Consider the following 23,366-nt stretch of genomic DNA (forward strand, 5'->3'; position numbering starts at 1 on the left):
CGGCAAATAAGGCACGGCCCTCGGGGTGATTCGCAATTTAGGATTGATTCGTGCCTGCAATCCGGTGAAAAGTTGGAAAAAAGCAGGCAAGAACAACAATCAGAGCAGTAAGGGTAAAACTCCCATGTCGAAAATCGCATTGGTGGACGACGACAGGAACATCCTGACGTCCGTGTCCATGACGCTTGAAGCCGAAGGTTTCGAGGTCGAAACGTATAACGATGGTCAGTCCGCGCTGGACGCTTTCAACAAGAAAATGCCGGAACTGGCTGTGCTGGACATCAAGATGCCCCGCATGGATGGCATGGACCTGTTGCAGCGCCTGCGCCAGAAGACATCCATGCCCGTGATCTTTCTGACGTCCAAGGACGACGAGATTGACGAAGTGCTGGGTCTGCGCATGGGTGCTGACGATTATGTGAAAAAGCCGTTCTCGCAGCGTCTGCTGGTGGAACGTATTCGCGCGCTTCTGCGTCGTCAGGATGCGATTAGCGGTGACGTGCTGGATGATAGCGAAGAAAACAAGGTGATGGTCCGTGGCCAGCTTTCCATGGACCCGCTGCGCCACGCAGTGACATGGAAAGGGCAGGACGTATCCCTGACCGTAACCGAATTTCTGCTGTTGCAGGCGCTGGCCCAACGCCCCGGTTTTGTGAAATCGCGCGATCAGCTGATGGACGTGGCCTATGACGATCAGGTCTATGTCGACGACCGCACAATCGACAGCCACATCAAGCGTTTGCGCAAGAAAATGCGCAATACGGATGATGAGTTTAACGCGATTGAGACGCTTTATGGCATCGGCTACCGTTACAACGAAGAATAACGGCAGCAGCAAAAAGTGAGTCACTGATGACGGTTGCCCCAAAAATCGATGTGCGTGATCTGGAATCCGTGCGGGCCGCCGCACGGCAGCCGGATCTTGTGCTGGGCGATGATTGGGTTGCACCAACCGGCATCGGTGAAGAAATCGAAACACGGCGCGAACGGCGCGGCATGCTTGCGCTGCGCCATTCGCCCATTGCCCGCAAGATCATCACGTTCAACCTGATTGCGTTGATGTTATTGATTGCGGGTGTTCTTTATCTGAATCCGTCACGCGACAATCTTGCATTTCAGCGGGCCTCTGGCCTTGTGAACGAGGCCGAACTTGTCGCCGACGTGCTTGAGGCGAAGATGCCGGTCACGTCACCCGTCAATCTGGTCACCGGTGACGGAATTGACGTGCAAATGACGCTGGATGAGCTGGACCTGCGCGGCGGCGTGCAGGTGTTCGTCTATGATACCCAAAGCGAACTGGTCGGCTCGGCCGAAGGCGCGCCTGATGATGGTATGATCGACGGGCTCGACCGGACTGCTGGCAGCACTTACATCACCGATCTGTTGCAAGGCACGTGGAACAGCGTGGCCGATCTGGTCGCACCAAAAATGCGCTCGACCCCTGCGGAACCTTTGGATACGGCTGAATTTGCCAAGATCAGCATCGCGGATGCAGTTGACCGCGGTACACATGTCCACTCCAAAACCGTTGGCGGTGTAACAACTTTTGTTGTGGCAAGCCCTGTTTTCCAAGGCGATACGGCGGTAGGCGTCGTAGCTCTTGCCAATGCCGCGGGTGAGCTTGACCGCCTTGTTGCGCAAGAGCGGGAACAGGTGTTGCGCCTGTTTTTGGTGGGCATGGCGATCAGCATCGGCCTGAGCCTTGTGCTTGCCTCGACGATTGCAAATCCGCTTGCCGATCTGGCCGCCGCCGCCGAACTGGGGCGTGACAAGAACGCGCGTAAAATGTCGCCAACAAAGGTCCGCATCCCTGATCTGACAGCCCGCCCTGACGAGATCGGGCGATTGTCCGGTGCCCTGCGCGGCATGGTGCAGGCGCTGTACGAACGGATCGAAGGTAACGAACAATTCGCCGCCGATGTGGCGCACGAGATCAAGAACCCGCTGGCATCACTTCGCTCTGCCGTGGGGACGATGCGGGTCGCCAAGCGGGACGACCAGCGCGAAAAGCTGCTTGAGGTCATCGAACACGACGTGCGCCGCCTTGATCGCCTTGTTTCGGATATTTCAAACGCCTCGCGACTTGATAGTGAACTGGTCAAAGAGGAAGAAGAATCCTTTGACCTGATGAAGATGCTGGGCAATCTGAACGAATTCCTTGGCAAAGAAGCAGACGACAAGGGCGTGGACTACATCACCGATCTGCCAGAGGGGCAGATGATGGTGCAGGGTCTTGAGGGGCGTTTGGCGCAGGTCTTTGTCAATCTGATCACCAATGCAATTTCGTTCTGTGAAGATGGCGACGCAATCCGCGTTTGGGCCCGCAAGCGCGAAAATCGCGTACTTGTCGTCGTTGAAGACACCGGCCCCGGCATCCCGAACGAGGCGTTGGCAAAGGTCTTCCAGCGGTTCTATTCCGAGCGTCCCGAGGGGCAGTTTGGCAACAACTCCGGCCTTGGTCTTGCGATCTCCAAACAGATTGTCGAGGCACATGGCGGCGTGATCTGGGCGGAAAACATTCGCCCGACCGAAGCTGATGTCACCTCTGACCCACTGGGCGCACGTTTCGTCGTGGGCTTGCCCGTCTAATCTGTGTGGCTACTGCGCCCGATCACCTGATTGTGCACGCGAGCTCAGTGGCCGTGGACGGGGCCGCTCTGCTTATCACGGGCGCATCCGGGTCCGGTAAAAGCGGCTTGGCGCTTGAAATGATGTCGCGCGGCGCGACCCTGGTGGCAGACGATCGCGTGATGCTGAAAGCTGTTGGAAAACAGCTTATTGCCGAATGTCCGGCCACAATTTCCGGTCTGATCGAGGCGCGCGGCATTGGCATCTTATCGGCCGACACATGCGGCCCGACGCCTGTGATAGCGCAGATTGATCTGGACACATCCGAGCCGGTCCGGCTTCCTCCTGCCCGCGACATAACGGTCCTAGGTGTCACAATCCCCTTGTTTCACAAGCCACAGTCGCCACATCTTGCAGCAGCGATGATACAATTTTTGCGCGCAGGATTAAGCGACAGATGACCGATTTAGACGCAACCCAGACCCAAGGCGACCCTGCCCAGCTGGTGCTGGTGACAGGACCGTCAGGTGCGGGCCGTTCAACGGCGATCAACGCGCTGGAAGATCTCGGGTTCGAAGTGATCGACAATATGCCCCTGTCGCTGATGCCGCGGCTCCTTGACGGGGCCGCGCCAACCGGGCCGATGGCGATCGGGCTTGATGTGCGTAATCGCGATTTCAGTGTGGCGGGCCTGATCGCGCTGATTGAGGCCGCGATGGATGATCCGCACTTTGCGACGCAGGTTCTTTACGTTGATGCCAACGAAGATGAACTGGTACGTCGATATTCGCAAACGCGGCGCAGGCACCCTTTGGCGGCAGCGGGTCCCGCATTGGCAGGCATTACAAACGAACGCGACTTGCTGGCACCTGTGCGGGCGCGCGCGGATGTGTTGATCGATACCAGCGAGATGTCGCCCCACGATCTGCGAGAAGACATCGACAGATGGTTCGCGCCGCAGAAGGGGCGGATGCTTGGCATTTCCATCCATTCCTTTTCCTACAAACGCGGCCTCCCGCGCGGGCTGGATATTGTTGTGGACTGCCGGTTCTTGCGCAATCCACATTGGGACGCTGCGTTGCGAAGTAAAGACGGGCGCGATCGGGAGGTGGATGCCTACGTCGCAGCCGATCCGCTTTTCGACGGATTTCTCGCCAATATGACCAGCATGGGTGATCTGCTCTTGCCTGCGTACAAGCGCGAAGGGAAATCGCATCTGGCCATCGGGTTCGGCTGCACCGGCGGGCAACACAGGTCAGTGGCCGTTGCGGAACGGGTGGCGTTATCGCTTGCGCAGGATGGGTGGCACGTGTCTAAACGTCACCGTGAACTAGAGCGGCGCGCGAAACACGCGCCTGAAGGTGGGAAAGGGTTATCTGCTTGATCGGGATCGTGATTGTCGCGCACGGACGGTTGGCCGAGGAATACCGTGCCGCGATGGAACATGTCGTGGGCGCCCAATCGGGTGTGCGCACCGTTGCCATCGCGCCAGAAGACGACCGCAGCGCCAAACAGGCCGAGATTTGCGATGCGGCCGACACGGTGGATACCGGCGACGGTGTGGTGATCGTGACCGACATGTTCGGCGGGTCACCGTCAAACCTGTCTTTACGCGCCTGTAACCCCGGCAATCGCCGTATCCTCTACGGGGCGAACCTGCCCATGCTGATCAAGCTGGCCAAGTCCCGCCACCGCGCCGTGCCCGAGGCCGTTGAGGCATCGCTGGCAGCCGCGCATAAATACATCAACAGCCATTCTGTCGGAACACCCTGAACAATGCCCATCCAGCGCCTGCGCATCGAAAATATCAAAGGACTGCACGCCCGCGCCTCTGCCAAACTTGCAGAGGTGGTCGAGGATCATGACGCCCGCGCTGTTGTCCGCAAGGACGGGATGGAGGCGGATGGCGATAGCATCATGGGGCTTTTGATGTTGGCAGCCACCATCGGAACCTTTATTGAGGTTGAGACGGCCGGACCTGACGCAGATAATTTGTCACAGGCGATCGCCGCACTGGTCGCTGATAAATTTGGTGAAGGCGACTGAATTGCAGGGACCGTTTGGAAGGACCCCTCTTGTCGGACACGATGCGCAAATCAAGGCCAGATAAAGCCCAACAGCATGCGCCCATCCCTCAAGGCCGCTATGACCGTCGTGCGTTAAGCTATGCCAATACCTTTGCCGACCCTATCAAGCGTGGCGTGATCCACACGATGGAAATGATGACCGGTAAGGTGACCGTCGGGCGCTGGGTCAAGGAATTCGAGGCGATGGGGCCTGCCCACGGGCAGGAGTTTTATAACCGCGTGTTTAAGGTTATGGGCATTGATCTTGCCACACCCGACAGCGAGCTTGCGAAAATTCCGAAAACGGGGCCGGTCATCGTCGTTGCAAACCATCCGCACGGGCTGGTCGACGGGATCGCGCTGGCGAATATCATTGGCAAGGTGCGGCCCGATTACCGGATTTTGACCCGCTCGGTGCTGACCAACTTTGACGAGGAAGCAACGCAGTTTCTGATCCCGGTGCCGTTTCCCCACGATCCTGACGCGCAGACCAAAATGGTGGAGATGCGCAGGCAGGCAATGGCCTACCTGAAGCAGGGTGGGGTTGTCGCACTTTTCCCCTCCGGCGTTGTGGCCACATCGTCAACGATGTTCGGCCCTGTGGAAGAGGCCGAATGGAATGTCTTTACCGCCAAGCTGATCCGCACCTCTGGCGCCGTTGTTGTCCCGCTCAAGTTCGAGGGGCGGAATTCACGCAGCTACCAGATTGCCAACAGGTTGTCCCCCACGTTGCGCCAGGGGCTATTGGTGCACGAGGTTGTGCGGGCCAAGAACAGACCCATTGCACCTGTCGTCGGAGATCCGATTGACCCCGCCGAGATTGATGCGCGTATTTCCAATGCGCGATCTTTTATGGGGTGGCTGCGGGATTTGACTTTGTCGCTACGCCGAGACTGAGGTTTTGCGCCGTGCGTTGCACGTCGCCAGGGGCAGGGGCGGCTGCGCCGCCCCTGCAATTTGAGTATTTCAGGCAAAATGATACGATACGGCGGCGCGCAAGTGGCTAGCGCGTGGGCACTGGTGTGTCGCCGCGATAGTCATAAAAACCACGCTTCGATTTGCGTCCGAGCCAGCCTGCCTCTACATATTTTGTGAGCAGTGGGCAGGGGCGGTATTTGGTGTCGGCCAATCCGTCGTGCAGGACATTCATGATCGCCAGGCACGTGTCCAGACCAATGAAGTCGGCCAGTTCAAGCGGGCCCATCGGGTGGTTGGCGCCCAGCTTCAGCGACGTATCAATGGATTTGACCGAACCCACACCTTCGTAAAGTGTATAGATCGCCTCGTTGATCATCGGCATCAGGATACGGTTGACGATGAAGGCGGGAAAATCTTCGGAAGTAGAGGCGGTTTTGCCAAGCTTGTCGACAACGCCGTGACATGCCTTGAACGTCGCCTCGTCGGTTGCGATGCCGCGGATAAGTTCAACCAGTTGCATGATCGGCACGGGGTTCATGAAGTGGAAGCCCATGAATTTTTCCGGACGATCCGTGCGCGCCGCAAGCCGTGTGATCGAAATGGAAGAGGTGTTGGACGTCAGGATCGTATCTGGCGTCAAATGCGGGACAAGGTCTTCGAAAATGGCGGTCTTGATGGTTTCACGCTCGGTCGCGGCCTCGATGATCAGGTCGCTTGGTCCCAGTTCGATCAGTGTTTGCGTGGTCGTGATCCGCTTCATCGCGTCCGACTTATCGTCTTGGGAAATCAGCCCCTTATCGGCCTGACGGGTCATGTTGCGATCAATCAGGGCAACGGCGGCGGTTAGCGCGTCGGCGCTGATGTCGGTCATTTTCACGTCAAATCCGGCAAGCGCGAACACATGGGCAATGCCATTCCCCATTTGGCCTGCACCGACAATTCCAACCTGCTGAATGCTCATGATCGTCCCTCTTGTGATGATGCGCACCTTATGCCTGCCATGGGGCCAGCTTCAACCACCCGGATCAATATGTAGCATTTTTCATATTAGCATTTTGCAAAGCATTTTCCCCGATATTCGGGCAAGTCCCTGAAATGTGGTGAGAGAAGATGAAACACGAAACGATCGACGGTGGCGGACTATCCTATGCGCCCTGCCGCTATGGCATGTCGCGGATCTTTTTTCGCGGTCCCCGGCGACGGCTGGATGAACCCTATTTGGCCTTTATCGGCGGGACCGAAACCTTTGGAAAATTCATCGATCAACCGTTTCCGGCCCTGACAGAAAAGGCGCTGGGACGGCCATGTGTGAATTTCGGCTGTGTGAACGGCGGGGTGGATGCCTTTGTAAACGATCCCACGATCATGGCCGCATGCCATGATGCCGATATGACTGTCGTGCAGATTATGGGGGCCAATTATCTTTCCAATCGTTTCTACTCGGTGCATCCGCGCCGCAATGACCGGTTTTTACGGGCCTCGACCGTGCTTGAGGCGATCTATTCGGAAGTGGATTTTTCAGACTTCACCTTTACCCGGCACATGCTGGGCGCGTTACACGCGATGTCGCCGGAAAGGTTTGATATCGTGATTTCCGAACTGCGTGCTGCTTGGGTTGCACGGATGCGGAATATGCTGAACCAGATCGGTCCGAAATCGGTGCTGCTGTGGTTCTCCAAGCATGACATTAGCGATCAAAGCTGGGATTCGTATCATAACCCGCTGTCGGTCGATCCGCTTTTCATTACCAAAGCGATGTTGGAGGAATTGCGACCGCAGGTGATGGATATCATCACGGCCAAACCAACAAGCGTGGCTTTGGGGCAAGGGACAAAGGGGATGTTTATCCCTCCCATGCAGACGCAAGCCGCCAACGATATGATGGGGGTCGCGTGCCACCACGAGGCCAGCGCTATGCTGACGCCGGTTTTGCAGCGGTTATTATCGACCGGGTAGACCAGTCATGCAAAAGGCCCGCAGCGAACTGCGGACCTTTCATCACTTCACACAGGCGATGCTGCGTTAGGCAAGCTTTTCGGTGAGGGCAGGAACAGCCTCGAACAGGTCAGCGACCAGACCGTAATCGGCCACCTGAAAGATCGGGGCTTCTTCGTCTTTGTTGATCGCGACGATGATCTTGGAGTCCTTCATACCGGCCAAGTGCTGGATCGCACCAGAGATGCCGACGGCGACGTAAAGATCAGGGGCAACCACCTTACCGGTTTGGCCAACCTGCCAGTCGTTTGGTGCGTAGCCCGAATCCACCGCAGCGCGCGATGCACCGACAGCGGCGTTCAGCGTATCTGCCAGCTTTTCGATCAGCGCGAAGTCCTCTTCGGAGCCAACACCGCGACCACCGGAGACAACGACGCCAGCCGATGTAAGCTCTGGACGATCAGACGTTGCCGTCTTGTCTTCCACCCACTCCGACAGGCCGGGATCGCCAGCGGCACCCATGTTGGACACAGCAGCCGAACCACCCATGCCAGCGGCGTCAAAGCCTGCTGTGCGGATCGTCATCACCTTTGTTGCGTCGCCGGATTTGACGGTCTGGATTGCATTGCCTGCGTAGATCGGACGCTCGAACGTATCGGCGTCCACGATGGCGGTAACCTCGGACACAATCTGTGTGTCCAGCAAGGCTGCCACGCGAGGCATCACGTTTTTCGCATCTGTCGTGCCGGGTGCCACGATGTGGCTGTAATCGCCAGCAAGCGAGACGATCAGGTCTGCTGTCGGCTCGGCCAGACGGTGGCCCAGAACTGCATCTTCAGCGCAGATTACGGCTTTCACGCCGTCGATCTTCGCAGCTTCAGCCGCAGCATCGGCAGCATTTGCGCCCGCGCAAAGCACGGTGACGTCGCCAAGTGCAGTTGCGGCCGATACGGCCTTTGCGGTTGCGTCCAGCGCCAGTGCGCCGTCGGTGACTTCACCAATGAGAAGAACAGCCATTTATACAGCCCCCGCTTCTTTGAGTTTCTCGACAAGCTCATCAACCGAACCGACCATGATGCCTGCCTTGCGGGCCTCTGGCTCGGTTGTGCTGACGATGGACAGGCGTGGTGTGACGTCAACGCCGTAGTCCGCTGGTGTCTTTTCGTCCAAAGGCTTTTTCTTGGCCTTCATGATGTTGGGCAGGGACGCATAACGCGGCTCGTTCAGGCGCAGGTCCACGGTGACGATTGTTGGCATCTTGACCTTGATGGTCTGGAGGCCGCCGTCCACTTCACGTGTGACTGTCGCGTGATCGCCGTCGATATCAACCTCGGACGCGAATGTGCCCTGCGACCAACCCAATAGTGCAGAGAGCATCTGGCCAGTGGCGTTCATGTCGTTGTCGATGGCCTGCTTGCCGCACAGAACAAGGCCGGGCTGCTCTTCATCAACCACTGCCTTGAGCAGTTTGGCAACGGCCAACGGCTCAATATCCGTGTGCACATCGTCAGCGGCCACAATCAGGATCGCGCGGTCAGCACCCATGGCAAGGGCAGTGCGCAGCGTTTCCTGCGACTGCTTCACGCCGATGGAAACGGCGACCACTTCGTCGGCCTTACCGGCTTCGCGCAGGCGGATCGCCTCTTCGACGGCAATTTCGTCGAACGGGTTCATGGACATTTTGACGTTGGCAAGATCGACACCGGAACCGTCCGCTTTGACGCGGACCTTCACGTTATAGTCAATCACGCGCTTGACGGGTACGAGGACCTTCATCGGCGGTGTTCTCCCATTAGAATCGAGGTTTTATTCACTCAGCCAATGGGTAACGCGCGCGGCCCGCCGAAAACAGTGTAAAATCGACGCGGTTGGGCCATGTGACGCCATGTTATTGACGTGCGCGTCAACTTGTCAGCGATTGGCGCCGGGAATCCACAGCACGTCATCCTTGCCATCGTTGTTGGCGATGCGCGACGCCTGAAAGCACCAGTCGGACAAACGGTTGAGGTATTTGACCGCTGCGGGGTTCACAGATTCCATCGTGGCAAGCTCCACCGTCAGGCGCTCCGCGCGGCGCGATACGGTGCGGCAAAGGTGAAGATGTGCCGCCAAAGCCGATCCACCGGGCAGGATAAAGCTACGCAGGGGTTCAACCGCTTTGGTCATCGTGTCAATCTCTGCCTCAAGCCGTTCAACCTGAGCGTCCGACATGCGCAATGGCGGGTATTCGGCTTCGCCGTCCATCTCCATATCGGGGCGGCACAGGTCCGCACCAAGATCGAACAGGTCGTTCTGGATCATGGCCAGTTGCGCGTCCATGTCACCATCCGCATGCAGGCGGGCCATGCCAACCGTGGCGTTGGTTTCGTCCACCGTGCCGTAGGCCGTAACGCGCATAGAGTGCTTCGCCACGCGGCTGCCGTTGCCAAGCGCAGTTTCGCCGCTATCGCCTGTTTTGGTGTAGATTTTATTGAGAACGACCATCTGGAATTACCCTGTTTGACGACGGATATAAACGAAAGCGAGGATCAGGATCACGGCGACAAACTGCGCCCCGATCCGCCAGCGCATGATGCGATTGGCGTGCTTGCGGTTGAACTCGCCGCCTTTGCCAAATGTGCCGACCCCGAAAAGCAGGATACCGGCAACGATCAGACAGGAAATCGCGACAAGAATGAAAAGCGGGTCGTCAGCCATGACAGGTCCTTTTTTGTTCAGGCTTTGACTTAGCAGGCATGCCGCCAAAGAAAAGGGGAGGCGGGTTTAAACCCGTGACGTGATCATATCCAGCACGCGGGTTGGCAGGATACGTCGCAATGTGCCCATCAGATATGTCGGGAATGTCACGAAATAGCGCGGACGCGGGCGGCGGCTTTCCAACGCATGCACCAGCTTTTTCGTGACGGCACTGGCGGGCAGTTCAAACGTGTCCTTGCCATTGTCCTTATAAAGCCGGTCATGCAGTTCGGCGTATTCACCCGACCGCGCGGACCCGCCCACATCGATCCATTTTTCAAAATGCGGGACCGAGTTTTTGCGGATATCCGATGTGATCGGGCCGGGCTCAATCAGAATGATGTGCAAAGGTGTGTCGCGCATTTCGATGCGCAGCACGTCTGTCAGCCCCTCCAGCGCGTATTTCGTTGCCACGTAGGCGCCACGCCACTTCAGACCGACAAGGCCCAGCACGGATGAACAGTTGATAATCCGTCCGTGACCCTGTGCACGCATGATAGGGATGACCGCGCGGGTCAGGTCCTGATAGCCAAAGACGTTTGAGGCGAAAATCTCTTGCAGGGCCGCGCCCGACAAATCCTCAACCGCGCCGGGACAGGCATAAGCGCCGTTGTTGTAAAGCGCGTCGAGCGTGCCGCCTGTGGCCTCAAGAACCTCGGCCAGACCGTTATAGATCGTGTCGATATCGGCGTAATCAATGCGCGGGCTTTCAAACCCTTCGGCAATCAGGCGATCGCAATCAGCTTGCTTGCGGCAGGACGCAAAGACCCGCCAGCCGCGGGCGCGTAAACCGTGCGCCGCATCATATCCAAGCCCGCTTGAACATCCGGTAATCAGAATAGAACGTGTCATGCGCCTTCAGTGCAGCGGCGCATATGTCTTTGCAAGCCTTAGATCGGGGACAGCAGGCGTTCCGCCATCCAGCCGGTTTGATTGGTGCCGGTCAGACGGATACGCGCCCAGCCGTCTGCGTTAACCTCGATCACTTCGGCCTGTGTGCCGCCATCAATCGTGTCGATGACACCAAAGTTCGTGCCGGGGCCTTCGCGCATATTTACGCGGCTGCCAGCGACAGCCCGCAGGTCAAGCGCTGCGGGGGCTTCGGCCACGGCTTCTTGCGGGGTTTCTTCGACAATCGCTGTCTCGGCTTCGGCGACCACTGGCGCCTCGCCTGGTGTTTCCTCGGCGGGGGCGGTCTGCAACGCCACCAGAAGCTGCTGGTCGTCTGACTGGGTCGGGGCCACATTGTTCAGATCGGTGGTATCAGCGCGGGTCACTTCAACAGCATCAGCCACATCGGACGATGGCAAAGCCTCGACCTCAACCGCTGCAACCTGCGTTGGCCACGGCTCTGGTTCAAACTCTGCTCCGCCGGACAGCTCGTAAAAGCCCCAGCCCAAAAGCAGAAAAGTTGCGATAATGAACTTGCCCATGTCGTCCCCCAAGCAGAATCGTGTTTTTGCAGCTATTGCCGATTTCTAACACGAAACCGTGACAATTTCGCAGGGAAAATCTATTGTCCCTTCCCCTGATGAACGTCTCTTGCCGCCTTGGGTTCCGCCCGTTACATCATTTGGTATGAGCGATGATGATACTGACCACATGTCACCCGAAAACGATGTGACCGAACCCCTGCGCCGAGCGCTGGGCGAGCGGTATCTGACCTATGCGCTGTCGACGATCATGAACCGTGCGCTGCCTGACGCGCGTGATGGCTTAAAACCTGTGCATCGGCGTATTCTTTACGCAATGTCACGGCTGCGGCTGTCGCCAACGGGCGGGTTCCTGAAATCCGCCAAGATCAGCGGCGACACGATGGGTGATTTCCACCCGCACGGCGATGCCGCGATTTACGATGCGATGGCGCGACTGGCGCAGGATTTCAACGTGCGCTACCCGCTGGTGGACGGTCAAGGCAACTTCGGCAACATCGACGGGGATAACCCCGCCGCCGCGCGTTACACCGAAGCGCGAATGACCGTCGCCGCCGAGGCGTTGATGGAAGGGCTGGCAGAAAACGCGGTCGATTTTCGCCCCAACTACGATGGTCGCCTTGAAGAACCGTCGGTGTTTCCTGCGTCCTATCCCAACCTGCTGGCCAACGGCTCAAGCGGCATCGCGGTGGGCATGGCCACAAACATTCCGCCGCATAACCTGCACGAAGTCATCGACGCTTGCCTGCATCTGATCAAGACGCCCGATGCCCGCGACGACACGCTGCTGAACTACATTCCCGGCCCTGATTTCCCGACGGGTGGTACGATTGTCGAACCGCGCGAGAATATCGCCGAAGCCTACCGCACAGGGCGTGGCGCGTTCCGGCTGCGCGCCAAGTGGGAGGTTGAGGATCTGGGCCGAGGGCAGTGGCAGGTTGTTGTCACTGAAATTCCCTATCAGGTGCAAAAGTCCAAGCTGATCGAAAAACTGGCCGAGGTGATCCAGACCAAGAAGGTCCCGATCCTCGCCGATGTGCGTGACGAAAGCGCCGAAGACATCCGCGTTGTGCTGGAACCGCGTTCAAAGACCGTGGACCCTGAACTGATGATGGGCATGCTGTTCCGCAATTCTGATCTGGAAACGCGGTTTTCGCTGAACATGAACGTGCTGATTGACGGGCTGACGCCAAAGGTTTGTTCGCTGAAAGAAGTGCTGCGTGCGTTCCTTGATCACCGCCGCGATGTGTTGGTGCGCCGGTCACAGCACCGGATGGACAAGATCGACCACCGTCTCGAAGTGCTCGAAGGCTTTATCATCGCCTTCCTGAACCTTGACCGCGTGATCGACATAATCCGCTACGACGATGACCCCAAGCAGGCCCTGATGATCGAGGATTGGGGCAGGGAGCATGCGCGCGCCACCTCAGAAAAAGACTTCGTGTCGCCCATTGTCGCCGGCGCCGATCCAGAAGTGTCCTTGTCCGAGGTGCAGGCCGAGGCCATTCTGAACATGCGCCTGCGGTCGTTGCGACGTCTGGAAGAGCTGGAACTGATCGCAGAGCGCGACGCCTTGATGGAAGAGCGTATGGGTCTGGAAGATCTGCTGGCCAGCGGTGATCTGCAATGGCAGCGGATCGCCGATGAACTGCGCGAAACCCGCAAGAAATTTGGCCGCGACAGCGAAGGCGGGGCGCGCCGCACGCAGTTTGCCGAAGCCGCTGAAGTGGTTGAAGTGCCGCTTGAGGCGATGATCGACCGTGAACCGATTACGGTGGTGTGTTCCCAAATGGGCTGGGTCCGCGCCATGACAGGCCACATCGACCTGACCCGCGAGCTGAAGTTCAAAGACGGTGACGGCCCGCGCTTTATCTTCCACGCTGAAACGACGGACCGACTGCTGGTCTTTGGCGCAAACGGGCGTTTCTATACTGTCTCTGCTGCCAACCTGCCCGGCGGACGGGGCATGGGCGAACCGCTGCGCCTGATGATCGACCTGCCAAACGAGGCCGAGATCGTTGACATCCTGATTCACAAGCCGGGCATGCGCCTGCTTGTGGCGTCATCCGAAGGTAACGGGTTTATTGTGCCCGAGGATGATGTCGTGGCGCAAACTCGCGCGGGTAAGCAGGTGTTGAACGTAGGCGCTGCCACTGCGCGAACCTGTCGTCGCGTGAACGGCGATAGCGTGGCCGTGGTGGGTGAGAACCGCAAAGTGCTTGTGTTCCCGCTGGATGAATTGCCCGAAATGGGTCGTGGCAAAGGCGTGCGTCTGCAGAAATACAAAGACGGCGGCATGTCCGACGTGACCACGTTCCAATTGGCCGATGGCCTGTCGTGGCTCGATCCGGCTGGACGCACCCGCACGGAATCCGAGCTTGGCGAATGGGTCGGAAAACGCGCCAGCGCGGGCCGCATGGCACCACGCGGCTTCCCGCGCGATAATAAATTCACCTGACATGAACATCGAAAAGATATTCAGATACGGACTGATCGGCGGTGCCGCCGTTGTCGTAGTGGGATTGGGCGGCGGCTACTGGTACGCGTCAAGCCAGCCAATCGGTGACGAATGCCCGATGATTAACACACTCCCCAACGGGATGGAGTTTCAGGATCGGGTCCGCAGCGAACAGCGGCTTGATACCAGTTTCGATCTTCTCCCCGTCAAAAGCGGGCCAGAGGTTTCGTGTCTCAAGGTTTTTGGGCAGGCCCGCTGCGATGTAGAAGGCCCCAAGATTGTCGCAGCTCAAACCGGCTTTAATGGCACGCCCGAAATTTACGACATCCCCGAAGGCCGGACGGCGGTCGTGCGCTTAAGCAATTCACGGATGATATGCGTATTGCTTGATCCCTAGCGGTGCTGGTCGATTAGGATCGCGTTGCCGTCAGGATCAAACAGCGTGATATGCGCGGGGCCTTCCGTGCTTTCATCGCATTCGGTTTCCAACTTGACGCCCGCCGCTTTCAATCGTTTCTGGATGTCGCGCACATCGTCAAAGTCATCGGTGTTCTGTGCGGTCTGGTCCCAGCCGGGATTGAACGTCAGTGTGTTCGCCTCGATGAAACCGCCGAACAAGCCGATGATTGTGTCGCCGTTCTTCAGGATGAGATAGCCGTGCCCCTCATCCCCGCCCATCTTTGAAAACCCCAGCTTTTCATAAAACGCCTTGGATGCCGCAAGGTCTTTGACATTCAGGCTGATCGAAAATGCACCAAGTCTCATGGCTCTCTCCCTTCGCTGTTGTTGGGCGAAGCCTAGCAGATCGGGCTGTTAATGCGAAATCCGCGCGCGTTTCGCCGTCAAAAATGCACGCTCGACTTCCTGTTCGGTCAGGGCAATGGCGGCGTCATAGCTGTGACATGCCGCGCTAAGATGCCCCGCGCGTTCAAGCAGATCAGCGCGCGCCGAATGGTAGGATTGATACCGCTCAAGCTGTATCGTGCCCGCAAGATCATCCAACAGCGCAAGACCCGCCTGCGGGCCGTTGATCTGTGAAACAGCCATCGCGCGATTGATCTGCACCACGGGTGTGGGCGTGACCTGATAAAGAAGATCATAGAGCGCCACAATCTGCGGCCAATCGGTTGCGTTCCATGATGGTGCAGTGGTGTGCACAGCGCTGATCGCGGCCTGAAGCTGGTAGGGACCCACATTCCCCTTTGGCAAAACCGATTTCAGAAGCGCATCTCCTTCGGCAATTTTCGCGCGATCCCAGCGGTGACGGTTCTGGTCAGATAGCGGGACCATACGGCCCTGCGCATCAAGCCGTGCTGCCCGTCGCGCATCATGGAGCAGCATCAGGGCAAGTAATCCAGCGGTCTCGCAATCCTCCGGCAGTAATTGGTGAATGATCCGGCCCAGACGGATCGCCTCGTCACTTAGCCCTGACTTGCCGGCGTTTGCAGCCGTATAGCCGGCATTAAAGATCAAATAGATCACCGACAGGACACCTGCGATCCGGTCGGGCAGGGCGGTTTTGTCAGGAATGACATAGGGAATGCCCGCGCTTGCGATCTTGTGCTTGGCGCGGACAAGGCGCTGGGCCATGGCATCAGGCTGATCGAGAAATGCAGCGGCAATGGTGTTGGTGGACAGCCCGCCCAAAGTGCGCAGCGTCAGCGCCACACGTGTCTTTTCGTCCAACGCGGGGTGGCAACAGGTAAAGATCATCTCAAGCCGCTTGTCGGGGATCATATCGGCCACCTCGTGATCGGGCGCTGTGTTGGCCATATCGGCCAGATGCGACAGCTCTGGCACGCGCTTTGCAAACCGCGCATCACGCCGCACAATATCCAGCGCGCGCCTGCGGGCTGTGGTGATCAACCACGCAGCAGGCACGTCGGGCAGACCGTTTTCCGGCCAGACCGCCAGCGCCTTGGCAACGGCATCCTGCAGGCAGTCTTCGGCTAATTGAAAATCGCCCAGCGATTTGACCAACGCCGCAAGGATGCGCCCCCATTCCTCTTGCACGACCGTGGCAATGGCCTGCCTGGCGGTTGGGGGCGCGATCATTGATCAGTCGTCCCAGACCACAACGGGGCGGATTTCAATCCGTCCGAACTTGGCCGTGGGGATTTGGGCGGCCTTGGCGATGGCTGCGTCAAGATCCTCGCAGTCCAGCAAGTAATAGCCGCCAAGCTGTTCCTTGGTTTCGGCAAACGGTCCATCGGTGGTGATGGTTTTGCCGTCGCGCACCTTTACCGTGGTGGCGGTGGCGATGGGCTGCAACGCATCGCCGTGCACAAGTGACGTGTCTTTGATGCACGACTGGGTGAAAGTGCCGTAACCCTGCATGTAGGATGCAAATTCTGGCGTGCCGGCGGGCGGCTCGGACCCTTCGTTGGAATAAATCAGACAAATATATTGCACGGTGTCTCTCCTGTTCAAAATCCGCAGGCAGCGTCTGTCCTGCTACATACCAGACGCGCGGCAATCCCCGAAATCGACATTCGCACCAGAATTATTTGCGGCGGTCGGGTTTTTTGGTGTCCCGCACCGACAGTGCTTGATTTCCCCCGCAATTCACAATACATCGCCCGCGATGTTGAAACGGGTCGGTTCGGCCCACGAATTTAAGGGCATTGGCAAAATGGCTAAGGCAAAGTTTGAACGCACGAAACCGCACGTGAACATTGGCACAATCGGCCACGTTGACCACGGCAAGACGACACTGACAGCTGCGATCACCAAGTACTTTGGTGACTTCCAGGCGTATGACCAGATTGACGGCGCGCCAGAAGAGAAGGCCCGCGGCATCACCATCTCGACAGCACACGTCGAGTACGAGACAGAGACACGCCACTATGCGCACGTCGACTGCCCCGGCCACGCCGACTACGTCAAGAACATGATCACCGGTGCGGCCCAGATGGACGGCGCGATCCTGGTTGTGAACGCAGCAGATGGCCCGATGCCACAGACACGCGAGCACATCCTGCTCGGCCGTCAGGTGGGCATCCCCTACATGGTCGTCTACATGAACAAAGTTGACCAGGTTGACGACGAAGAGCTGCTGGAACTGGTGGAAATGGAAATCCGCGAGCTGCTGTCCTCTTACGAGTACCCTGGCGACGACATTCCTGTGATCCCTGGTTCGGCTCTGGCCGCCATGGAAGAGCGTGACGACAACATCGGTAAAGACAGCATCGTTGCTCTGATGGAAGCTGTCGACACATACATCCCGACACCTGCACGTGCGGTTGACCTGCCGTTCCTGATGCCAATCGAGGACGTGTTCTCGATCTCTGGCCGTGGTACTGTTGTGACCGGCCGTGTCGAGCGTGGCGTGATCAACGTGGGCGACGAGATCTCCATCGTCGGTATCCGCGACACCACCAAGACGACCTGCACAGGCGTTGAAATGTTCCGCAAGCTGCTGGACCGTGGTGAAGCTGGCGACAACATCGGCGCCCTGCTGCGCGGTGTTGACCGTGAAGGCGTTGAGCGTGGTCAGGTGCTTTGTAAGCCCGGTTCCGTGAACCCGCACACAAAGTTCGAGGCCGAAGCCTATATCCTCACCAAAGAGGAAGGTGGCCGTCACACGCCGTTCTTCGCCAACTACCGTCCACAGTTCTACTTCCGTACAACTGACGTGACAGGCACAGTTGTTCTGCCAGAGGGCACCGAGATGGTGATGCCTGGCGACAACCTAAAGTTCAACGTTGAGCTGATCGCACCGATCGCTATGGAAGACGGTCTGCGCTTCGCCATCCGCGAAGGCGGCCGCACCGTCGGCGCCGGCGTTGTGTCCAAAATCGTGGAGTAACTGCGCTTCGCGCAGTTACCCGTGCGGGGCACTTTGTGACAGTGGCTTTGTGAAACAAAGCGCACGAGAACAACGCCCCGGCACACGGTTGCTACAAATCGAAAAGGCCGCCCCCACAAGGGCGGCCTTTTTGCTTTGCCCTTCATTCTCCCGATCACTGGCATCACCGAATTTCAGCGTTCAGAACAGCCGCGCTCTTGCAAATCCGCATGCGGCCATGTTTCCATCGCGGGTGTTCAGTGCAGCGTAGGGCGATCATTTTCAGTGGGACGTTTTATCATTCGCCTTGTGCCGTGGTGGCTATTTGCCCTGATCGGGCTGTCATTTTTGCCGCTCACGCTGACAACGGTGGAAGACACGCTTGAGACACACCGCGAGATTGCGCAGGCGCGTATCGCGCCCCAGCCTGCCCCTCAGCCTCTGCACCTCGCGCGGCTTTCCCACAGTGCGAGCATTGCAGGTGAAATCAATATCACGGCGCGCTGGCGGCGTGACTTGGGCGTGCGAGAGCTTGAGTTGGATGGGGTGAACCACAGCTATGCGCTGTTGCAATCCACAGCGCCGCCAAAGCGCCTGCTTGCGCTTTATGTGCCAAGCTATCAGGATGACCGGCTTGAAGCTGTGCTGAACGGATTGGCGCAGGATGGTGACCTTGTCACGCTAGGCGGATTTCTCCCACGCCACCAATCCCGCTTTACCGACCTGCGGCGCGACATAGCACAGCGTGCGATTGCCGGTGACGCGACGGTCATCACACCCATGATGGAAACGCGTGCGGAAGGACTTGATGCGCTTGAGAACGACGGCTGGCTGATCGCTGGCATCGCAGTGGTCTTCCAGATCGCGTTTTTCGGTGCGGCGATTGTGAAGTTCCGCAGATGGCGCAAACGGCGCGCCCTCGCACGCGATCAAAAGCCAACCCCGCCGCCCAAGCCCGCGGCCAAGCAGCAGGTGGTGCGAAAGCCTGCGGCACCCAAAGTGGCGGCTGACCCATACGCGGATAGTCCCATCCAGACGCACCTTGGCTGGTTCCGGTAGCGCCATAAAAAATGGCCGCGCCCGAAGGCACGGCCATTTCGCTTATCTGCTTTGTCGGACTTAGGCCGCTTCAGCGTTCACGCCGCCGTTCATCGCGATATCGGTCATCGTGCGATCACCGTCGAATGTATTATCAAGGCATTGCTGCAACTTCGCACCGTCACCGTCCAGTTCAAGACGGTTTGCAAAGGCCAGCAAACAGCCATATCCGGCAAGGGCGTAGTGCACCATACGCTGGTACTGCGTGATGATCATCGCGTCGCGCACAGCAGGGTCGCCAAATTCAGCGTTCAGCACGTGTGCCTTGGCCTCTGCGACCAGACCTTCCATGCCTTTGCAGTGCTCGCCGTTTGGCTTGATATCATGGGTGTTGCAGATTTCGGCGATAGCTTCGATGCCTTCGGAAATGCCGTTTGCACCCGAGATCAGCGCCTCAGACAGCGCCTTATCGCTTGCCGCGCGACCAAGTTCGCCCACAATCTCGAGCGACTGCGTATTCGCGCTCCAGAGATCTTGCAGTTGATCGTGATAGACATCGTGGAGTGTGTTCAGGGCCATGATAGCTCTCCTTTGAATTCAATTACGTGTTCGCGGGGACAACGCACCAGCTTGCAGAACCGTTCCAATCGGGTCACGCTGGTCGTTCACTGACGGAAAGGCGGCATGATGACAGACGCATTTGCAAAACCGGATACGCAGCATCCTGTAATCTTGCCCGATGGAACGGCACATCAGGGGACGGTTTTTCTGCAAGCCGTCATCGACAATCCGCAGTTTGTTGTCGGGCGATACAGCTATGCCAGCGCACACGTTCCACCCGCTGACTGGGGTGCGGCACTGGCACCCTATCTGTTCCCTTTTTCGCCAGAGACTTTGCGGATCGGCCGGTTTTGCCAGATTGCCGACGGCGTGCAGTTCATCACCTCATCCGCCAATCACCGCTATGACGGGTTTTCCAGCTACCCTTTTGGTATTTTCAGCGGCGGCCTTGTCGGGCGTCCGTCCATGCCTGATCCGGGATCGGATACGGTCATCGGTCATGACGTATGGCTGGGACAGGGCGCGAAGGTCATGCCGGGGGCGGTCATCGGCAATGGTGTCATCGTCGGGGCGGGTGCTGTGGTATCGGGAAAAGTGCCGGACTATGCAATCATTGCTGGCAATCCCGCCCGGATCAGACGCATGCGCTTTGACGAGGGGACGGTCGCCGCGCTGAATGACATCGCGTGGTGGAATTGGCCGATCGAGACAATCATCGCGCACGAGGTTGCGATTGTCGGCGCGGACCTTGCGGCATTGCGGGAAGTATCAGTCTGAGGTTTGCACCATCGAATCAGCTTGCGCTGTGACCGCCTCAAGCCCTGCTTGTAACTGGCCCCGCGCTGTTTCGATCTGGGCGGCATCTGCTTTGCGTGGCAGGTCCAGCTTAATCGGGGCAAAGGCCGTCGCGCCCTTGGTGAAGGGGCATGGCATCATCATCGCGTCCCATGTCTTGAGCTTGCGATGGCGTCGCGTGGCAAAAGCATAGCCATAGACAGGGCGCTGCATGATCCGCGCCCATTCCAAGGATGCATCTTTGACAATATATCCCGGCCCCTGCGGGCCATCGGCGGTGATGCCGATGCTGACGCCTTCTTTTGCGCGCTTCATCACCGCGCGGGAGGCCGCGACATTGGACCTGCGGGCCGACATTTCGATGGGTTGCAGACCGAAGTAGGCTTGTAGCGCGCCCGCGATCCGTCCCACAGGCGCGGTATCATGCAGGCAAGACAGGTTGCCTGCGTCTTTGGGCCAGTGCGGCGCAATCATCATCAGGCGCCCGTGCCACAACACGCAAAGCACCGGCCCGTTTGCAAGGTCAGCCTTCAACGCCTCCAGACCCGCCACTTCCCACCTGCTCGTCGCGATACACAGCCGCAGATACCATCCAAACAGGGTCGCAATTGCGCGGGCCAGAAACGCGGATTTCTCGATGCGGCGGCGCAGTGTCGATGGCATGGGCGGTCCAATGTGTGGCGATGCGCCTTGATGCGATATTTTCTGCATCAATGACAAGGCTGGCCCTTGATCTGCCGCGCGGTTCCGGCTAATCGACACATCGGCCTTAGGGGTATAGCTCAGTTGGTAGAGCGACGGTCTCCAAAACCGTAGGTCGCGGGTTCAAGCCCTGCTGCCCCTGCCAAGGCCACCACCTGCACTGTCGTGCGGGTCCGTCTTGGGACACGCACTTTGATGGTCAAATCCTCCTCACATCCGCAAATCGTGCTGCACCTTGGGGCGCATAAAACCGCCAGCACCCATTTGCAGCTGTCCTTGCGCGAAGCCGGCAATATCCTGCAAGACGCCGGAGTGCGTTTTTATGGGCCGGAATCGCTGCGCAAACTGGGGCACACACTTGCCGAACGCTTTGGCTTTCCGTTTGACCCGACCCGCGCGCGTGATGACACCGATCCACTGGCCGAGCTTGAGCGTATGGCAGACGGGGCAGGGCGCATCGTTTTTTCCGAGGAAAACTTTGCCGGAAACTTTCAGCGCGGATGGGGGAAGGTGCCACTACCGCTCTATCCGCAGGCGCCAGAGCGCATTACAAAGCTGTCCCGCGCCCTTGGCCGCAAAATCGACGTGTGCATCGCGGTGCGCCATCCGTCCGATTTCTTGGCCTCGATCTACAGCCAGATTTTGCTTAGCGGCAAAGACGTGACGCCGGATGAATTTCTGGTGCGCAACATGCCCTCCGAGGTGGATTGGTCCAACTACATTGCCGACCTGCGGCAGGCCGAAGGTACCGGCGCGCTGACGGTCTGGCGGTATGAAGACTATGGGGTTCAGTTCAACACGATCTGCACAGCGCTTGTCGGTGAAAAGGCAGGACCGCAGATTGCCCCCGTCGAGGATCGCGCGATGCCACGGCTGAGCGAAGCTGCGGTCGGCGCGGTCTTGTCGCAGCGTGTTCTGGGAAATGAGAAGCGCCCTGTGCGCGACATCGCAATCGAGCTGCCAGCAACGCCTGACAACCCGCCGTTTGAACTGTTCGATCCCGATCTGCGCAGCGTTGCCGATGACTATTATATGGCGCAAGTGGCCGCCATCGGCGAAACCCCCGGTGTCACGTTGCTGCGGCCCTGATGATGCGAAAGGCAGACTGATGTCGAAATGGTGGTTGCGGATAGCGGGCGGGATCGCGTTGGTCGCACTTGCCATTTGGTTCCTGAACACATCGGTGTTCGAGCTTGTGCCAGACAGCCAACAACCGCGTCTATTGGCCCATCGCGGGGTGCATCAGATTTATGTGGGCGACGACCGCACAGCGGATACCTGCCGCGCCAATCCGGTCGCCGCGTCTAACCACGGATTGATTGAAAACACCATTCCATCAATGCAGGCAGCCGTTGCCGCCGGTGCTGATGTCGTTGAACTTGACGTTCACCTGACGACTGACGGTATCTTGGCCGTGTTCCACGACTGGACGCTGGAGTGTCTGACCGATGGCACTGGTGTGACGCACCAACAGGACTTTGCCTATCTGCAAAGCCTTGATCTGGGCTATGGCTATACCTCTGATGGCGAAACCTTTGCGCTGCGTGGCACCGCGGGTCCCATGCCATCGCTGCGAGACGTTTTGACCGCGGACCTTGGCGGTCAGTTGCTCATTAACTTCAAAAGCAACAAGGCCGAAGACGCGGCCGCACTCGACGCATTGTTACGCGACCTGCCGGATACCACAGCGCAAGTGTTTGGCGCATATGGCGGTGCGGAACCCACACAAGCCATTCTCGCCGCGCGCGCCGACATGCGTGGCTTTGACCGCACCACACTGCGCAGCTGTCTGATCCGCTACGCTGCGATGGGGTGGAGTGGGTATATGCCGCACGCCTGTCGCAACACGCTTGTGGCTGTCCCGCTGGATTACGCACCGTATCTTTGGGGCTGGCCGCACCGGTTCACCCGACGAATGCAGGCGGCGGGCAGCGACGTCATCTTGTGGGGGCCATATGACGGCAGCGGCTTTTCCAGCGGGATTGATGACGCCGCGACCTTGGCGCAAGTGCCTGACCACTTTGACGGCTATATCTGGACCAACAGGGCAGAGCTGATCGGCCCCCTGATGCAATAGCGATCACCGCTTGAACTGATGGCAAAGACTGCGTATGTGCCTCGTGTTGCAACAAGGAAGACCCCGATGGCCAACCCTGTCCGTTTTATTCAGGAAACCCGCGCCGAGATCGCCAAAGTCGTCTGGCCGACCCGCCGCGAGGTGGTGATGACCACGATCATGGTGTTTATCATGGCGGCGTTGACGGCGATCTTCTTTTCGCTGGTTGATCTGATCATCCGCGGCGGATTGCAGGGCGTCCTGTCCTACTTCGGCGGCTAAGACCGTCTGCTGGTGTGGCGGGGCTTTTTTA

General features: G+C 58.4%; 28 protein-coding genes and 1 tRNA gene. 17 read left to right on the forward strand and 12 right to left on the reverse strand.

Going from position 1 to position 23,366, the window contains the following annotated elements; all coding sequences use genetic code 11:
* Positions 1-124: 124 nt before the first annotated feature.
* Genes V8J84_RS15325 through V8J84_RS15355 form a run of 7 tightly spaced genes read left to right on the forward strand, consistent with a single transcriptional unit; the run spans position 125 to position 5,531 of the window.
* Positions 125-826 carry a response regulator transcription factor gene (locus V8J84_RS15325; protein WP_339932739.1) on the forward strand — a complete coding sequence of 234 codons (702 nt, stop codon included), beginning with the start codon at positions 125-127 and terminating at the stop codon, positions 824-826.
* Between the two features lie 26 nt (positions 827-852).
* Positions 853-2,589 carry a sensor histidine kinase gene (locus V8J84_RS15330; RefSeq protein WP_339932741.1) on the forward strand — a complete coding sequence of 579 codons (1,737 nt, stop codon included), beginning with the start codon at positions 853-855 and terminating at the stop codon, positions 2,587-2,589.
* Positions 2,590-2,594: 5 nt separating this feature from the next.
* Positions 2,595-3,029: an HPr kinase/phosphorylase gene (locus tag V8J84_RS15335; RefSeq protein ID WP_339932743.1), complete on the forward strand. Its 435-nt coding sequence runs from the start codon at positions 2,595-2,597 to the stop codon at positions 3,027-3,029.
* Complete coding sequence (rapZ, locus tag V8J84_RS15340; protein ID WP_339932745.1) at positions 3,026-3,952, forward strand: RNase adapter RapZ; 927 nt, start codon at positions 3,026-3,028, stop codon at positions 3,950-3,952. The genes V8J84_RS15335 and rapZ overlap by 4 nt, the downstream gene beginning before the upstream one ends.
* Positions 3,949-4,341, forward strand: coding sequence for a PTS sugar transporter subunit IIA (locus V8J84_RS15345; protein WP_339932747.1), 393 nt, complete (start codon positions 3,949-3,951; stop codon positions 4,339-4,341). The genes rapZ and V8J84_RS15345 overlap by 4 nt, the downstream gene beginning before the upstream one ends.
* 3 nt (positions 4,342-4,344) lie before the next feature.
* Positions 4,345-4,614: an HPr family phosphocarrier protein gene (locus V8J84_RS15350; protein WP_339932749.1), complete on the forward strand. Its 270-nt coding sequence runs from the start codon at positions 4,345-4,347 to the stop codon at positions 4,612-4,614.
* Positions 4,615-4,655: 41 nt separating this feature from the next.
* Complete coding sequence (locus V8J84_RS15355; RefSeq protein ID WP_339932751.1) at positions 4,656-5,531, forward strand: lysophospholipid acyltransferase family protein; 876 nt, start codon at positions 4,656-4,658, stop codon at positions 5,529-5,531.
* A gap of 106 nt (positions 5,532-5,637) precedes the next feature.
* Here the strand turns inward: V8J84_RS15355 and V8J84_RS15360 are convergent, their stop codons facing one another.
* Positions 5,638-6,513: a 3-hydroxybutyryl-CoA dehydrogenase gene (locus V8J84_RS15360; protein WP_339932753.1), complete on the reverse strand. Its 876-nt coding sequence runs from the start codon at positions 6,511-6,513 to the stop codon at positions 5,638-5,640.
* Between the two features lie 149 nt (positions 6,514-6,662).
* Here V8J84_RS15360 and V8J84_RS15365 point away from each other — a divergent pair, with 149 nt between their 5' ends.
* On the forward strand, positions 6,663-7,508 hold the full coding sequence (locus V8J84_RS15365) for a DUF6473 family protein (RefSeq protein ID WP_339932755.1): 846 nt from the start codon (positions 6,663-6,665) through the stop codon (positions 7,506-7,508).
* 66 nt (positions 7,509-7,574) lie between these two features.
* On the opposite strand, the gene V8J84_RS15370 is transcribed toward V8J84_RS15365, so the two are convergent.
* From V8J84_RS15370 to V8J84_RS15395, 6 genes are all read right to left on the reverse strand, one after another.
* Entirely contained in the window at positions 7,575-8,504 is a 930-nt protein-coding gene (locus V8J84_RS15370) for an electron transfer flavoprotein subunit alpha/FixB family protein (protein ID WP_339932757.1), read from the reverse strand.
* A complete protein-coding gene (locus V8J84_RS15375) occupies positions 8,505-9,263 on the reverse strand; it encodes an electron transfer flavoprotein subunit beta/FixA family protein (protein WP_339932759.1) in 759 nt (252 codons plus the stop codon).
* Positions 9,264-9,398: 135 nt separating this feature from the next.
* Complete coding sequence (locus tag V8J84_RS15380; protein WP_339932761.1) at positions 9,399-9,971, reverse strand: cob(I)yrinic acid a,c-diamide adenosyltransferase; 573 nt, start codon at positions 9,969-9,971, stop codon at positions 9,399-9,401.
* A 6-nt stretch (positions 9,972-9,977) separates the two neighbouring features.
* Positions 9,978-10,184 carry a twin transmembrane helix small protein gene (locus tag V8J84_RS15385; protein ID WP_339932763.1) on the reverse strand — a complete coding sequence of 69 codons (207 nt, stop codon included), beginning with the start codon at positions 10,182-10,184 and terminating at the stop codon, positions 9,978-9,980.
* 66 nt (positions 10,185-10,250) lie between these two features.
* Complete coding sequence (locus tag V8J84_RS15390) at positions 10,251-11,075, reverse strand: SDR family NAD(P)-dependent oxidoreductase (protein WP_339932765.1); 825 nt, start codon at positions 11,073-11,075, stop codon at positions 10,251-10,253.
* Between the two features lie 38 nt (positions 11,076-11,113).
* Positions 11,114-11,656 carry an SH3 domain-containing protein gene (locus V8J84_RS15395; protein ID WP_339932767.1) on the reverse strand — a complete coding sequence of 181 codons (543 nt, stop codon included), beginning with the start codon at positions 11,654-11,656 and terminating at the stop codon, positions 11,114-11,116.
* A 145-nt stretch (positions 11,657-11,801) separates the two neighbouring features.
* Between V8J84_RS15395 and V8J84_RS15400 the strand changes: the two genes are divergently transcribed.
* Both V8J84_RS15400 and V8J84_RS15405 read left to right on the forward strand, forming a co-directional pair.
* Entirely contained in the window at positions 11,802-14,114 is a 2,313-nt protein-coding gene (locus tag V8J84_RS15400; RefSeq protein ID WP_339932769.1) for a DNA topoisomerase IV subunit A, read from the forward strand.
* A gap of 1 nt (position 14,115) precedes the next feature.
* Entirely contained in the window at positions 14,116-14,511 is a 396-nt protein-coding gene (locus tag V8J84_RS15405) for a hypothetical protein (protein WP_339932771.1), read from the forward strand.
* Here the strand turns inward: V8J84_RS15405 and V8J84_RS15410 are convergent.
* The 3 genes from V8J84_RS15410 to V8J84_RS15420 are packed head-to-tail and all read right to left on the reverse strand — an operon-like array spanning position 14,508 to position 16,526.
* Positions 14,508-14,879: a VOC family protein gene (locus V8J84_RS15410; protein WP_339932774.1), complete on the reverse strand. Its 372-nt coding sequence runs from the start codon at positions 14,877-14,879 to the stop codon at positions 14,508-14,510. The genes V8J84_RS15405 and V8J84_RS15410 overlap by 4 nt on opposite strands.
* A 48-nt stretch (positions 14,880-14,927) precedes the next feature.
* A complete protein-coding gene (locus tag V8J84_RS15415; protein ID WP_339932776.1) occupies positions 14,928-16,169 on the reverse strand; it encodes an RNA polymerase sigma factor in 1,242 nt (413 codons plus the stop codon).
* A 3-nt stretch (positions 16,170-16,172) separates the two neighbouring features.
* On the reverse strand, positions 16,173-16,526 hold the full coding sequence (locus V8J84_RS15420) for a YciI family protein (protein WP_339932778.1): 354 nt from the start codon (positions 16,524-16,526) through the stop codon (positions 16,173-16,175).
* 220 nt (positions 16,527-16,746) lie between these two features.
* On the opposite strand from V8J84_RS15420, the gene tuf reads away from it, so the two are divergent.
* Both tuf and V8J84_RS15430 read left to right on the forward strand, forming a co-directional pair.
* Positions 16,747-17,922 (forward strand): elongation factor Tu, encoded by a 1,176-nt coding sequence (gene tuf / locus V8J84_RS15425; RefSeq protein ID WP_339932780.1) that lies wholly within the window; start codon positions 16,747-16,749, stop codon positions 17,920-17,922.
* 264 nt (positions 17,923-18,186) lie between these two features.
* Positions 18,187-18,960 (forward strand): hypothetical protein, encoded by a 774-nt coding sequence (locus V8J84_RS15430; RefSeq protein ID WP_339932782.1) that lies wholly within the window; start codon positions 18,187-18,189, stop codon positions 18,958-18,960.
* A gap of 60 nt (positions 18,961-19,020) precedes the next feature.
* Here the strand turns inward: V8J84_RS15430 and V8J84_RS15435 are convergent, their stop codons facing one another.
* Complete coding sequence (locus V8J84_RS15435; protein WP_339932784.1) at positions 19,021-19,518, reverse strand: ferritin-like domain-containing protein; 498 nt, start codon at positions 19,516-19,518, stop codon at positions 19,021-19,023.
* A 108-nt stretch (positions 19,519-19,626) separates the two neighbouring features.
* Between V8J84_RS15435 and V8J84_RS15440 the strand changes: the two genes are divergently transcribed.
* Entirely contained in the window at positions 19,627-20,277 is a 651-nt protein-coding gene (locus V8J84_RS15440) for a CatB-related O-acetyltransferase (RefSeq protein WP_339932786.1), read from the forward strand.
* On the opposite strand, the gene V8J84_RS15445 is transcribed toward V8J84_RS15440, so the two are convergent.
* Positions 20,269-20,958 (reverse strand): lysophospholipid acyltransferase family protein, encoded by a 690-nt coding sequence (locus tag V8J84_RS15445; RefSeq protein WP_339932788.1) that lies wholly within the window; start codon positions 20,956-20,958, stop codon positions 20,269-20,271. The genes V8J84_RS15440 and V8J84_RS15445 overlap by 9 nt on opposite strands.
* Positions 20,959-21,066: 108 nt before the next feature.
* Here V8J84_RS15445 and V8J84_RS15450 point away from each other — a divergent pair.
* The 4 genes from V8J84_RS15450 (at position 21,067) to secE (ending at position 23,335) form a co-directional block, all read left to right on the forward strand.
* Positions 21,067-21,142 (forward strand) — tRNA-Trp (locus tag V8J84_RS15450).
* A gap of 50 nt (positions 21,143-21,192) precedes the next feature.
* Positions 21,193-22,086 (forward strand): hypothetical protein, encoded by an 894-nt coding sequence (locus V8J84_RS15455; protein ID WP_339932790.1) that lies wholly within the window; start codon positions 21,193-21,195, stop codon positions 22,084-22,086.
* A 19-nt stretch (positions 22,087-22,105) separates the two neighbouring features.
* Positions 22,106-23,074, forward strand: a complete 969-nt coding sequence (locus tag V8J84_RS15460) for a glycerophosphodiester phosphodiesterase family protein (RefSeq protein ID WP_339932792.1) — start codon at positions 22,106-22,108, stop codon at positions 23,072-23,074.
* Positions 23,075-23,140: 66 nt separating this feature from the next.
* Positions 23,141-23,335, forward strand: a complete 195-nt coding sequence (secE, locus tag V8J84_RS15465; protein ID WP_339932794.1) for a preprotein translocase subunit SecE — start codon at positions 23,141-23,143, stop codon at positions 23,333-23,335.
* The last annotated feature ends 31 nt before the right edge of the window (positions 23,336-23,366 follow it).

Source organism: Yoonia sp. 208BN28-4, assembly GCF_037543925.1.
Taxonomy (GTDB): domain Bacteria; phylum Pseudomonadota; class Alphaproteobacteria; order Rhodobacterales; family Rhodobacteraceae; genus Yoonia.

What these genes read in the sequence shown, in the direction of transcription:
- V8J84_RS15325 (WP_339932739.1), top strand. Translation starts at nt 125, where the DNA reads ATGTCGAAAATCGCATTGGTGGACGACGACAGGAACATCCTGACGTCC.
- V8J84_RS15330 (WP_339932741.1), top strand. Translation starts at nt 853, where the DNA reads ATGACGGTTGCCCCAAAAATCGATGTGCGTGATCTGGAATCCGTGCGG.
- rapZ (WP_339932745.1), top strand. Translation starts at nt 3,026, where the DNA reads ATGACCGATTTAGACGCAACCCAGACCCAAGGCGACCCTGCCCAGCTG.
- V8J84_RS15350 (WP_339932749.1), top strand. Translation starts at nt 4,345, where the DNA reads ATGCCCATCCAGCGCCTGCGCATCGAAAATATCAAAGGACTGCACGCC.
- V8J84_RS15355 (WP_339932751.1), top strand. Translation starts at nt 4,656, where the DNA reads ATGCGCAAATCAAGGCCAGATAAAGCCCAACAGCATGCGCCCATCCCT.
- V8J84_RS15360 (WP_339932753.1), bottom strand. Translation starts at nt 6,513, where the DNA reads ATGAGCATTCAGCAGGTTGGAATTGTCGGTGCAGGCCAAATGGGGAAT.
- V8J84_RS15365 (WP_339932755.1), top strand. Translation starts at nt 6,663, where the DNA reads ATGAAACACGAAACGATCGACGGTGGCGGACTATCCTATGCGCCCTGC.
- V8J84_RS15370 (WP_339932757.1), bottom strand. Translation starts at nt 8,504, where the DNA reads ATGGCTGTTCTTCTCATTGGTGAAGTCACCGACGGCGCACTGGCGCTG.
- V8J84_RS15375 (WP_339932759.1), bottom strand. Translation starts at nt 9,263, where the DNA reads ATGAAGGTCCTCGTACCCGTCAAGCGCGTGATTGACTATAACGTGAAG.
- V8J84_RS15380 (WP_339932761.1), bottom strand. Translation starts at nt 9,971, where the DNA reads ATGGTCGTTCTCAATAAAATCTACACCAAAACAGGCGATAGCGGCGAA.
- V8J84_RS15385 (WP_339932763.1), bottom strand. Translation starts at nt 10,184, where the DNA reads ATGGCTGACGACCCGCTTTTCATTCTTGTCGCGATTTCCTGTCTGATC.
- V8J84_RS15390 (WP_339932765.1), bottom strand. Translation starts at nt 11,075, where the DNA reads ATGACACGTTCTATTCTGATTACCGGATGTTCAAGCGGGCTTGGATAT.
- V8J84_RS15395 (WP_339932767.1), bottom strand. Translation starts at nt 11,656, where the DNA reads ATGGGCAAGTTCATTATCGCAACTTTTCTGCTTTTGGGCTGGGGCTTT.
- V8J84_RS15400 (WP_339932769.1), top strand. Translation starts at nt 11,802, where the DNA reads ATGAGCGATGATGATACTGACCACATGTCACCCGAAAACGATGTGACC.
- V8J84_RS15405 (WP_339932771.1), top strand. Translation starts at nt 14,116, where the DNA reads ATGAACATCGAAAAGATATTCAGATACGGACTGATCGGCGGTGCCGCC.
- V8J84_RS15410 (WP_339932774.1), bottom strand. Translation starts at nt 14,879, where the DNA reads ATGAGACTTGGTGCATTTTCGATCAGCCTGAATGTCAAAGACCTTGCG.
- V8J84_RS15415 (WP_339932776.1), bottom strand. Translation starts at nt 16,169, where the DNA reads ATGATCGCGCCCCCAACCGCCAGGCAGGCCATTGCCACGGTCGTGCAA.
- tuf (WP_339932780.1), top strand. Translation starts at nt 16,747, where the DNA reads ATGGCTAAGGCAAAGTTTGAACGCACGAAACCGCACGTGAACATTGGC.
- V8J84_RS15435 (WP_339932784.1), bottom strand. Translation starts at nt 19,518, where the DNA reads ATGGCCCTGAACACACTCCACGATGTCTATCACGATCAACTGCAAGAT.
- V8J84_RS15440 (WP_339932786.1), top strand. Translation starts at nt 19,627, where the DNA reads ATGACAGACGCATTTGCAAAACCGGATACGCAGCATCCTGTAATCTTG.
- V8J84_RS15445 (WP_339932788.1), bottom strand. Translation starts at nt 20,958, where the DNA reads ATGCCATCGACACTGCGCCGCCGCATCGAGAAATCCGCGTTTCTGGCC.
- V8J84_RS15455 (WP_339932790.1), top strand. Translation starts at nt 21,193, where the DNA reads ATGGTCAAATCCTCCTCACATCCGCAAATCGTGCTGCACCTTGGGGCG.
- V8J84_RS15460 (WP_339932792.1), top strand. Translation starts at nt 22,106, where the DNA reads ATGTCGAAATGGTGGTTGCGGATAGCGGGCGGGATCGCGTTGGTCGCA.
- secE (WP_339932794.1), top strand. Translation starts at nt 23,141, where the DNA reads ATGGCCAACCCTGTCCGTTTTATTCAGGAAACCCGCGCCGAGATCGCC.